At 53.8% G+C, this 9,681-nt stretch carries 7 protein-coding genes; 2 read left to right on the forward strand and 5 right to left on the reverse strand.

Going from position 1 to position 9,681, the window contains the following annotated elements; translation table 11 throughout:
* Window positions 1–86: 86 nt before the first annotated feature.
* Genes EPN96_04870 through EPN96_04890 form a run of 5 tightly spaced genes read right to left on the reverse strand, consistent with a single transcriptional unit; the run spans window position 87 to window position 4,686 of the window.
* Window positions 87–1,379, reverse strand: coding sequence for a decarboxylase (locus EPN96_04870; protein TAL17650.1), 1,293 nt, complete (start codon window positions 1,377–1,379; stop codon window positions 87–89).
* On the reverse strand, window positions 1,376–2,665 hold the full coding sequence (locus EPN96_04875; GenBank protein TAL17651.1) for an ATP-grasp domain-containing protein: 1,290 nt from the start codon (window positions 2,663–2,665) through the stop codon (window positions 1,376–1,378). The genes EPN96_04870 and EPN96_04875 overlap by 4 nt, the downstream gene beginning before the upstream one ends.
* Window positions 2,662–3,573, reverse strand: a complete 912-nt coding sequence (locus EPN96_04880) for a GNAT family N-acetyltransferase (protein TAL17652.1) — start codon at window positions 3,571–3,573, stop codon at window positions 2,662–2,664. The genes EPN96_04875 and EPN96_04880 overlap by 4 nt, the downstream gene beginning before the upstream one ends.
* 7 nt (window positions 3,574–3,580) lie before the next feature.
* The gene (locus tag EPN96_04885) at window positions 3,581–3,988 is read right to left on the reverse strand and encodes an S-adenosylmethionine decarboxylase (GenBank protein TAL17653.1); all 408 of its coding nucleotides are present in this window, start codon (window positions 3,986–3,988) and stop codon (window positions 3,581–3,583) included.
* A 5-nt stretch (window positions 3,989–3,993) separates the two neighbouring features.
* Window positions 3,994–4,686, reverse strand: a complete 693-nt coding sequence (locus tag EPN96_04890; GenBank protein TAL17654.1) for a TetR/AcrR family transcriptional regulator — start codon at window positions 4,684–4,686, stop codon at window positions 3,994–3,996.
* Between the two features lie 410 nt (window positions 4,687–5,096).
* On the opposite strand from EPN96_04890, the gene EPN96_04895 reads away from it, so the two are divergent.
* Window positions 5,097–6,431 carry a DUF945 family protein gene (locus EPN96_04895; protein ID TAL17655.1) on the forward strand — a complete coding sequence of 445 codons (1,335 nt, stop codon included), beginning with the start codon at window positions 5,097–5,099 and terminating at the stop codon, window positions 6,429–6,431.
* Window positions 6,432–6,822: 391 nt separating this feature from the next.
* The gene (locus EPN96_04900; protein ID TAL17656.1) at window positions 6,823–9,087 is read left to right on the forward strand and encodes a hypothetical protein; all 2,265 of its coding nucleotides are present in this window, start codon (window positions 6,823–6,825) and stop codon (window positions 9,085–9,087) included.
* The last annotated feature ends 594 nt before the right edge of the window (window positions 9,088–9,681 follow it).

Genomic DNA, 9,681 nt, shown 5'->3' on the forward strand with positions numbered 1-9,681 from the left:
CCCTCTCGCTGCGCGGCTCCTTGTAACCGGGCCCTCTATCGTCGTTTCCAGCATCTTTCAAAAGCCGGGCTCTTAGAAGTCCCCGTTTAAATCTTCACCACCTTCGCAAGCGGCTTGATAAACTCCTGGCGCAAACTCCAGGTGTAGGCCCCGACAGCGGTGACGAGGAGGAGGTCGCCGGGCTCGGGAGGTTCCCCCTCCACCTCGAAGCCCCAGATGTCGTGCGGAGTGCAGAGGGAGCCGGTCACGAGGCATTTAGAGGTCTTCCGGGAGGGGCGGGAGAGGTTGACCACGGGGCAGTAGTCGGTTTCAAACTTGTCCAAGCCGACGATGTTGGTTCCGCCGTCGGCGATTACGAGATCCCCCCCCTTTTTGTCCAGAACCGTCAAAAGAACCTGCATCGCGTCGTCGCACACCCACCGCCCCGGCTCCGCGTAGACCTGCGGGCGGGCGAGAGGAAATACGTGTTCTTCGAGGGCGGCTCCAATCGCCCCGGCGAATTCCTCGACAGGCGCGGCGGGAATGAGAAACGGGCCGTTGCCGTTCGAGCAGTCGATGCCAGCCGCGCTCAAAAGTTTGCCCCGCTCCGTTCCCCCTGCGTTCAGCCACTCTCCCCGCTCCGGCCAGTAGCCTCCGCCGATGTCGAGAAACTCCAGCATTCCGGCGCGCGCTTTCCCGAGCTTTTTCAGGGTGTTTCCGACACGGCCGATGAAGTTCACCTGCGCGGAGGGGTTCATGTTCCAGCTCGTGTGAAAGTGAATCCCGCGAACCTCTACGTTTCCGAGTTTTTCAGCAAGGGAGATGAACTCTCCCAGACGCGAGGACGGTATCCCGAACTTCCGCCAGAGCCCGCGGGTGTCGTTGGTCAGCCTGACGCCGATAGTCACGGTCTTCCCCGCGCTCTTCGCCGCTGTGGAGAGCCTTTCCAGTTCCCCGAAGCTGTCCGCCAGCACCGTTACGCGGGGATGGTTCTCCACGGCGAGGGCGAGCTCCGGCAGGGTCTTTCCCGGCCCGGTGAAGAGGATGGAATCGCACCCGGTTTCAAGGGCCATCGAAAGCTCGACGCCGCTTGATACGTCGAGGCCGTAACCGATTGAGGCGAGTCCGCGGCTGACGAAGGGGTGGTTGTTGGATTTCACGGCGAAGTGCGGGCGGAAGTTCTCTATCCTTGCCGAGAAGACCGACCTGAACCTTTCGGCGCGGCGAAGGAGGTTTTCCTCGTCGAAGACGATGAGGGGCGTTCCGTGCCCTTCGGCCAGCCTTTTGTAATCTTCCGCCCGCGCGAGATTGGGCGCGAGGTGGGCGATGACCGCTTCGCGGGGGAGGGGAAGGTCTCTCTTCGCCAGCACCTTTCTCGCCTTCGCCGCAAAACCTTTCATCGCGCCGCCTCGTATTCGACTTTCAGGAGCGCCGATAAAGTTTCGCACTGCTCTTCGAGGCTCGCCGCAGGGCCGGGCTCGAAGATGACGTGGCCCAGCACGAAGGAATCGTAATCCTCCGGGGGCAGGGCGACGAGGTGTCCGGGGCTCCTTCGTATATACACCTCGCGGACGCCGGGCGCGGCGGCTATCTTCCCGGCGTCGATGGATTTTATGACGCCGGCCTTCTTCGCCAGCAGCCGCAGCCCCGCCATAGTCCTGTAATCTTCCTCACGGGGAAGAGCGAGTGGTCTGCCTTCGGCAAGGTCAAGCGCCGCGCCGATGGTGTCGAAGCCGGAGGCCAGCCGGGTGAGGTGGGGGATGCAGTCGCCGGAGGGGCGCGGAGTGAGTTCCAGAATTACCGGCCTACCGAAACTCACGAAGAAGTCCGCCATCAGAAGGCCGGAGGTAAAATCCAGCGCCCTTGCCGCGTACTCCATGAACTCTTCGAGCTTGCCGGGTGCCAGGCCGGTGCGTGCGAGGGCGGGGACGAGGTAGGCGAGGGTGCGCGGCGAGCCGTCTTCCCCGAGTTCCCGCACCTTTTTCGCCACCCGGAAGACCTTCGCATACTCGCCGGTGAGGATGAATTCGCAGCTGAACTCGTTAAGGTCAAGCCACTCCTCCACGACAATCCTGTTCCGGGGGGAGGTTCTGCCTCCCACGGGGTACATGCGAAGGTCGTGGTGGGCCGAGAGGCTGTCGAGTATGAAGTCCAGCGCCTTTGCCGCCTCTCCCTCCGTTTCGCAGCGAAAGACAAGCTCGCTTCCCGCGCCGGTGAGGGGCTTGAGGACCGCGGGGAGCCCGGTTATCGAAAGCGCCTTCGAGAGTTCCCTTTTGTTCCCGGCGAAGGCGGAAGCGGGGCAATAGACGCCTTTTTCATCCCAGACCCGCTTGCTCTCGTATTTGTTTCGGGAGAGGAGGACGGACCTCTCCGAGTGGAAGGGCAGTTTCCACCACCGGGCGATAACGCTCGCCAGCTCCAGTGATTCGCAGTCGTAGCAGGTCACGCCGGAAAGGGCGAGGTCATAGCGCGAAAGGTGTTCTTCGAGGTTTTGTGTGGCATATATAGCGCTAATATCGTCAGACAGGTCCGAAACCACCTCTTCGTCCGGCTCCGGCGCGGGCTCGACCGCTCCCTCGCGGTGGTGAAGGTCGGTGAGAAAGAGCACCCTCCCCGGCCATCTCTTGCGGATTAGCTCTACGTAATCCGGCGTCGTGCCCACCACCAGCACCCTCTTGCCGCTCATTTTTCGCCCTTTCGCTCGACGAGGTAAAGGGGGCGGGGAGTCAGGTGGAAGATCTTCTTCCAGGTGAAATCGCCGCAGAGAAAGTCCACCTCCTCGTAGCGCTCAGTACAGGCCGTTTCGATGTGGTGGAGGTTTATGAGTTTCGCCACGCCGGGAAAATCCCCGCTCGTTCCTCCCGCGAGCACAAGGTGGACTCCCTCGCGAAGGCAGCCTACGTCCACAGCCGCGACCTGCCCGCCTATGAGCACGGTCGTCACGGTGAGCCAGCCCTTCTCCCGGAAGAACCCGAACATATCGAGGAATGCGCCGCGAAAGCGCTTGTCGGAGAAGTATGAAAGCTCGCCGAAGCGCTCCTCGTTCAGGTCGAGTGCCAGCGGCGCGTCCTCGTAAACGCCCCGGCGTATCACCACCGACTTCGCCTCCAGAGCTTCAATCTCGCGGCGAATCTTCTTCAGGGTCTTCCCTGAGAACTCCTTTAAATATTCGCCGTAGTCGTAGCCGTAGGCCGGGGGATGGAAAAGGTAGCCGATCTCGTCCACCGGAAGGCCGAAGCGTTCTCCCGTACCCGGCGTCAGGTAGCGCAGGTAGAGGGAGCCCTCGACCGCGCCGGTGAGAAGGGAAAGCTCTTCACCCTCGGGGAGGGGGATGGAATTTTGTTCGAGCCAGGTCTTCCCGCTCCAGGTTTCCCCCGGAAAGAACCCCCAGCCGCCCTTTTCTTCCAGCCACGAAAGCGGCAAAAGCCCGACCGGCCCGTCTTCGCTTTCGGCGACGGCGAACAGGATCGGGCGATTGAAATGTCTTTGGAATATCTCACGAAGCTCCCAGAGGCCGGTTGCCCCGCGCGCCGGGAAAAATCTCTCCCACAGCGCCCGGCACTCCTCCGGGTCGCGTGTTACGCGGACCCTCAAGACGCTGCTAACGCCGGAAGGTGACGTTAAGCTCGACCCTCTCGCCGCTGAAGAATTTCATGGCGAAATCGGCCACCACGTCCGGGTCGTAGGGCTTGCAGCTGAAAACGTCGAGGTAGACCGTGTTGGTCAGATTGGCGAAGTGCGCCGAAATCAGCGAGGTTTCGATGAGCTGCACCATCGAATAACCCGCTACCTTCTCGTCCTCGCCGAAATGGACGACCTGCGTTTCGCCGAAGCGCTTCATCTCGATGAGGTCGCAAAGTTCGACGACAAAGCGGCGTATGAGGGCGGCGTCGCGTATGGCGTCGGGATCGCAAGCGTAGATGTCGATAGCCGAGGCGATGCCCCACACATTTTCGGCGGTGGCCATTTCAACGATGGTGCTGCGCTTAAGGGGGATGGCGCTGTTCATTTTCGTTAGACACTCCGATCTTCAAAAAGGCGCGGCTGGCGCGATTGAACCGTTTTTTGTTCCAGAGCTTCGTTCACGAAGCGGGTAAGAGCTGAGACGAGCGCGGCCCGAAGGTCGCGGAAGGTCTGGTCGATGTCGGCGTCCTCGGATGCTATCACCGCGAAAGAGTAATAGCCGGACAAGAACCCCGCCACCGCGCAGCCCACGCGGCGTAGCGCCGCCTTCGAGACCCCCACCTGGAGCATCGAGGCTATCAGCTTCTCGATGGACTCCAGATAGGTCAGAAAGGGTTTTTCAATGCCCTCGTAATTCTCTTTCAGCTTCAGGTCGGCCCTGCCCTGATAGTAGAGGACGAAATCCTCCCACCGCGTGCTGAAGAACTCTATGTGCGCGCCAATGAGTTGCTCCATAAGGTCGTGCAGATTGTGCGAATCGGCGCACCGCTTCTCCATCAGCTCGTCGAGGTTCCGTAGCACGTCGCCTATGAGTTCGGCCACGACCTCGTTCTTGTCGGAGAAGTAGTAATAAAAGGTTCCCTTGCCCACGTCGGCCCTGCCGGTAATCTCGTCGATCGTCGCCAGATCGATGCCGCGCTCCGCGAAAACTTCCCGCGCGGCGTTCACCAGCTTTTGCCGGGTGCGGCGGGCCCGCTTTTCAGAGCGGTTGATCTTTTCGGGACGCTTCCTTGCCAGAACCATTCTCTTCCACTCGACAGGGCCGGTAAATTAGTTGACTATATAGTCGAAAACGACCGGTTGGTCTACAGAAAAAAAGAGCCTGAAAGCAAAAAATTTCACGTACGTAACAATGCGGAATCATTAAGAAAACAATACAGGCTGAGGTCGGCGTCCCCGGAGGTGCCGCGCGCGTAAACTCCGCGAAAAAAACCGTGAAAAACGGCCATTTTCCGCAGCATGGAAAAGAGACTGCAAATGGCGGATAATTATAAAATGGGGACTTCATAAATCTGCGCCCGGCAAAACTCGCGGCAGAGAGGGCCTAAAGAAAGGATATTTCGCGGTTTTGCGCCGTTATATCTGTTGTTATTGGCGCGTGGGGAGGTATTATGGGGAACTGTATTTTATTCATTGGGAGGGATTAAAGCGGGATGAAGAAGACTCTTTTCGCAGTAATTGCATTAATCGCCGCCGTCGCGGTTTTCGTCGCGCTCCCGTGGTTTCTGGGCCGGGAGGTCGAAGCCCGCTTCAAGGACGCGGTCGAGGGGCTTTCCAGGCCGGGCAGCTTCCGGGTCAAGGTCACGGAATACAAGCGCGGCGTCTTTTCCTCGGAAGCCAGGGTCGAAGTGACGGTAGAGGTAAGCAATCTCGCGCTCGCCTCCGTCTTCGCCGTGGTGCCCGAATTTCAGAAATACACCGGCTACACCATCTACAACACCATACACCACGGCCCGTGGCCGATGGCGGGCACCTTCACCGGCGAATCCTCGCCGTTTTTCGCCCTCGGAGTAATGGACAGCGCAATCTACTTCAAGGATCCGCCCTTTCTCTTCTCCAACTACTTCGGCGATTCCTCGATAGCTACCGCCCGCACCTCCATAGGGCTCACCGGCGACGCCAGGCTGCGCCTCATCGGCACGCCGCTCTCCTACACCGCCCCCGACGGAATGCTCCTCATCGGCTGGAAGGGTTTTGACGGAAAGCTCGCCCTCGAAGGGGAAAAGATAACCGGCGGGCTCACCGGCGAGGGGCTCGATTTCGCCATCGAAGGCAACTCCTTCTCCATCGCGCCCTACAGCGCCCTCTTCGACTACTTCCTTCTACCCTCCGGAGTACTCGCCGGGACCCACGAGATAGAGGCGGGCGGCATGACGATGGTGGTTGAGAGCAAGAAGATCTACGAGATAACCGGAATAAAGGTCAAAGACACCTCGACCGTCGAGGGCGACCTGCTGGCGCAGGAGCACAAGACCTCCGTCGAAAAGGCCGAAGTTATCGGAAGCCTCTACGGCCCCGCCGAGCTCTCCTTCCGCTTCAAAAACATCGATTACCGCGCCCGTTCCAGCCTGCTGGACAGCCTCCAGCGGGGTGCGCCGCTCATCCAGTCGATACTCCAGCAGGGAAACTACTTCATGCTCGCCAACTTCGATTTTCTCGACGACGCGGGCAAGCAGGCGCTGGGCGCGATACTCTCCCGTTCGCCCGAATTCGAGATTCCCGAACTCTCCGTCGTCACTCCGCAGGGAAAACTTCTCGCCAAGGTAAAAGCCCGCTACAACGGCGGCGGCGAAACCCCCGAAAACGTCCTCGCCCTCATGGCGGAGCTGGACGTCGACTGGGAGGCCAGAATACCCGTCGCCCTCGCCACCGAAATGAAGATGAAAAAGAGCGTCTACTTCGTCACCGAAGGCGGCGACTACGTCATCAGGGGCGAGATGAGGAAGAGGAATATCACGGTTAACGGGAAGAACGTGTTTTCGATGTAGCGACGGCTAGCGTCGCCGCTCGCAAGACGGCTTCGGCTTTTGCCGCGATGCGGCGTAACGCAACAAATAGGTGTGCTTCGCACTTTTACAACTTGCCGGGCTTCGCCCCGCACCCTAGTCACTTCTTTTAGAAAGAAGTGACCAAGAAATCGGCCCGGACTCGTCGCTCGCTCTAAAGAGCGACCACTCGCTACGGCGGGGGCGTACGGGGCACCCGCTTCGCTAAGACCCCGCGCCGCCCTTTCCGCCTCCGCTCGCTGCTCCGCGTACGGGCCCCGAAGGGGAAGACGAAGTGAAGGCTCGCCGATAAGCGGAGTATTTGTTTGCTTATCGGCTCGAAGGTAAATTTGTTTACGATTCGCTTTGTTAAAATCGTGAGAGATTTAAGCCAATGGCAGATTACACATTTAGTACATTATCGCCCATAGATTTTGAAAATATGGTTAGGGACCTAATTCAATCCGAACGCTCGATTCGCCTTGAGAGTTTCAAATCAGGCAAAGACGATGGAATAGACTTTCGATGCTCTAAGTGTAACGATTCTATTCTTATTGTTCAGGCTAAACATTACTCAGGTACAAATTTTCGCAGGTTGTTGGCCGATTTGAAAATTAAAGAGAAGCCCAAAATTGATAAACTTAAACCGAACAAATATTTGATTGCGACCTCAGTTTCACTTTCCCCCGCCAATAAAGAAACAATACGCAGTGCCCTTTTCCCTCACATAAAAGTGACAGAGGATATTTACGGAAGAGAAGATTTGAACAATTTATTGGGGCTTTTCCCTGACATAGAAAGACAACATTTCAAGCTTTGGCTTTCTGGCACTTCAATATTAGAGGAGGTTCTCCATAGCAGGATTTTGAACCAAACTAGGATTGCATTGCAGGACATTAGTGATAAGGCACAGCTATATGTTGTAAACAATAGTTTTGGTCATGCATTACAAGTATTGAAAGATCATAATTATGTAATCATTGCCGGGATTCCTGGAATTGGCAAGACTACATTGGCGAAGATGCTTGTACTGCATTATTTGCGAGCAGACTATGATTTCATAAATGTTTCTTACGACATTGAGGAGGCGTACAGCATTCCAGATAGAAAGCGCCCAAGGGTTTACCTGTATGACGATTTTCTTGGCCGCACTTCACTTGAAGAAAAATTGAGAAAGAATGAAGATCATAGACTAATTAGCTTCATTAATTCAGTGATGAAAACAAAAACAGCAAAACTTATTTTAACTACAAGAGAGTATATACTACATCAAGCTCAGGCCACGTACGAAATGCTTAATAGTCCTATTTTCAATAAGCCACAGTGTATAGTCGATTTATCTCAGTACACTCAACCGATAAGAGCGCAAATACTATATAACCATTTGTACTTTTCTAGATTGCCTAGTAAATATGTTGAAGAAATAGTTCGCCAAGAAACCTATTTAAAGATAATTGACCATAAAAATTATAGTCCTAGAATTGTTGAATATATGACAGATCCTATGTGGGTTAGTCCAAGTGAAGCAAGTGAGTATCCGGGTATATTTATTCGCAATTTAAATAAACCATTCCTTATCTGGGAACAGGCGTTTAATAGCCATCTTAGCAGCATGGCGCGCGAGATGCTTATTGTCTTGGGAACCTTGCCCAAGGAAGTATTTGTCGAAGATTTAAAGCTTTCTACCAATTCGTTTATTCTCAATAAGGGGATGGAATTTTCCGAGAGGGAATTTCGCCGTGCTCTATCTGAGTTGCAAGGAAACTTCATTGTGCTGAGTCAGGATTTTGGAAATGATATTGTTGCATTTCATAATCCCTCAGTTCAAGATTTTATTGAAAATTATTTTGATAAAAACCCAGAGCAATACTCACTTATGCTGCAAGCGGCATGCTTTTTTGAGCAAGTTAAATGGGCTTGTACAAAAATTCCCAAAATTATGTATGTCAGAAAACTCCAACACGAAATAGAAACTTCACTGAAAAACACCTTTTCAGTAAAACCATGTGCAGTCATAATTTATTCGTCCGATAATATTGGTAAAACTACTTATAAAGACCGTGATTGGCTAAAGTATGAATATAGACTAAAGTTCATCGCTTCTTTATGTAGTGAGAAAGAATTTGCTTACATAAAAATTATATTCCGAGAAATGTTATGCAATATGGCAAAAGATAAGGCAAGTTATGACTTATCTCCGTGCGATTTATACGCGTTGGTAGAACATGTTTTGCTATTAAATAATTTTGAAGAAATAAACACTTTCTTGTTATCAGCAAAAGAATCACTTTTCAGAAAAGCATACTGGATTACAGATGTAACTTACATTATAAAATTGATGAAATTGCAGCCGCATATATTCCAGCCGTATGATCGAGATAGAATATTAAGTACTATACAACATATTGTTTGTCTTCATCTTGACGAAGATGATGCACAATCTTTGCAAAACGATTTATCAGAGCTAAGAGAGATAAATGATATTTACGGTTTTGATTTAAGAAATGAAATTGATAAAGTTACTTACTTATTGTCCTGTGCTGAGGAGAAGTCTGAACAGGAATCTGATAATTATACAAGCAGCTATAATGACGACCGTAAAGGTGATTTCATGAGTAAAGATTCTATTCGTGATATGTATTTAACACTACTCCGCTAGCTACAACTAAATTAGTAACTGTAAGTTGAGTGGGGCGATGCGATATCCAGCAAATTAAACATTAAGGTAATTTGTTTACAGCTATTCAAAACATATGTGTAGACAATCTACCTTCGAGTCCAAAAACATCCCGTTATCCTGTTTTTGGACGAGCCTTCCTTTCGTCCTCCTCGTGGCCCGTAGGTGACGCAGGGAGCGGAGGCGGAAAGGGCGGCGGGGGGGTCTTAGTGAGCGTAGCGAACGAGTGCCCCCTCACGCCCCCGCCGCAGCGACCGGTCGCTCGCAGAGCGAGCGGCTCCTTCCGGGCCGATTTCTTGGGTACTTCTTTCTAAAAGAAGTACCAAGGGGAGCGGGGCGAAGTCCCGCAAACGTAGACCGGCGGGCCGAGCCCGCCCTACACACTAAAAAAGTGCCGCGGGTGCGGGGCGCGCAAAGCCCCGCTAGCTGTAAAATTTGCGAAGCACACAAAAGTCACTGGATTCCTATATGGTCGCCCCTTTGGATGCAAGGGCTGAAGTGAGGTGTAAAGGTTCGATTGCAGCCATATATCCGGACTTTTTGCAAGGTTCTTTGACCTTTGTCCCTGATGGAATA

It is taken from the genome of bacterium (assembly GCA_004322275.1).
In the GTDB taxonomy this organism is placed as follows: Bacteria; Desulfobacterota; Deferrisomatia; order Deferrisomatales; family BM512; genus SCTA01.

Excerpts from the sequence above, each read along its gene's own strand:
- EPN96_04870 (TAL17650.1), bottom strand. The coding sequence starts at position 1,379 with ATGAAAGGTTTTGCGGCGAAGGCGAGAAAGGTGCTGGCGAAGAGAGAC.
- EPN96_04875 (TAL17651.1), bottom strand. The coding sequence starts at position 2,665 with ATGAGCGGCAAGAGGGTGCTGGTGGTGGGCACGACGCCGGATTACGTA.
- EPN96_04885 (TAL17653.1), bottom strand. The coding sequence starts at position 3,988 with ATGAACAGCGCCATCCCCCTTAAGCGCAGCACCATCGTTGAAATGGCC.
- EPN96_04890 (TAL17654.1), bottom strand. The coding sequence starts at position 4,686 with ATGGTTCTGGCAAGGAAGCGTCCCGAAAAGATCAACCGCTCTGAAAAG.
- EPN96_04895 (TAL17655.1), top strand. The coding sequence starts at position 5,097 with ATGAAGAAGACTCTTTTCGCAGTAATTGCATTAATCGCCGCCGTCGCG.
- EPN96_04900 (TAL17656.1), top strand. The coding sequence starts at position 6,823 with ATGGCAGATTACACATTTAGTACATTATCGCCCATAGATTTTGAAAAT.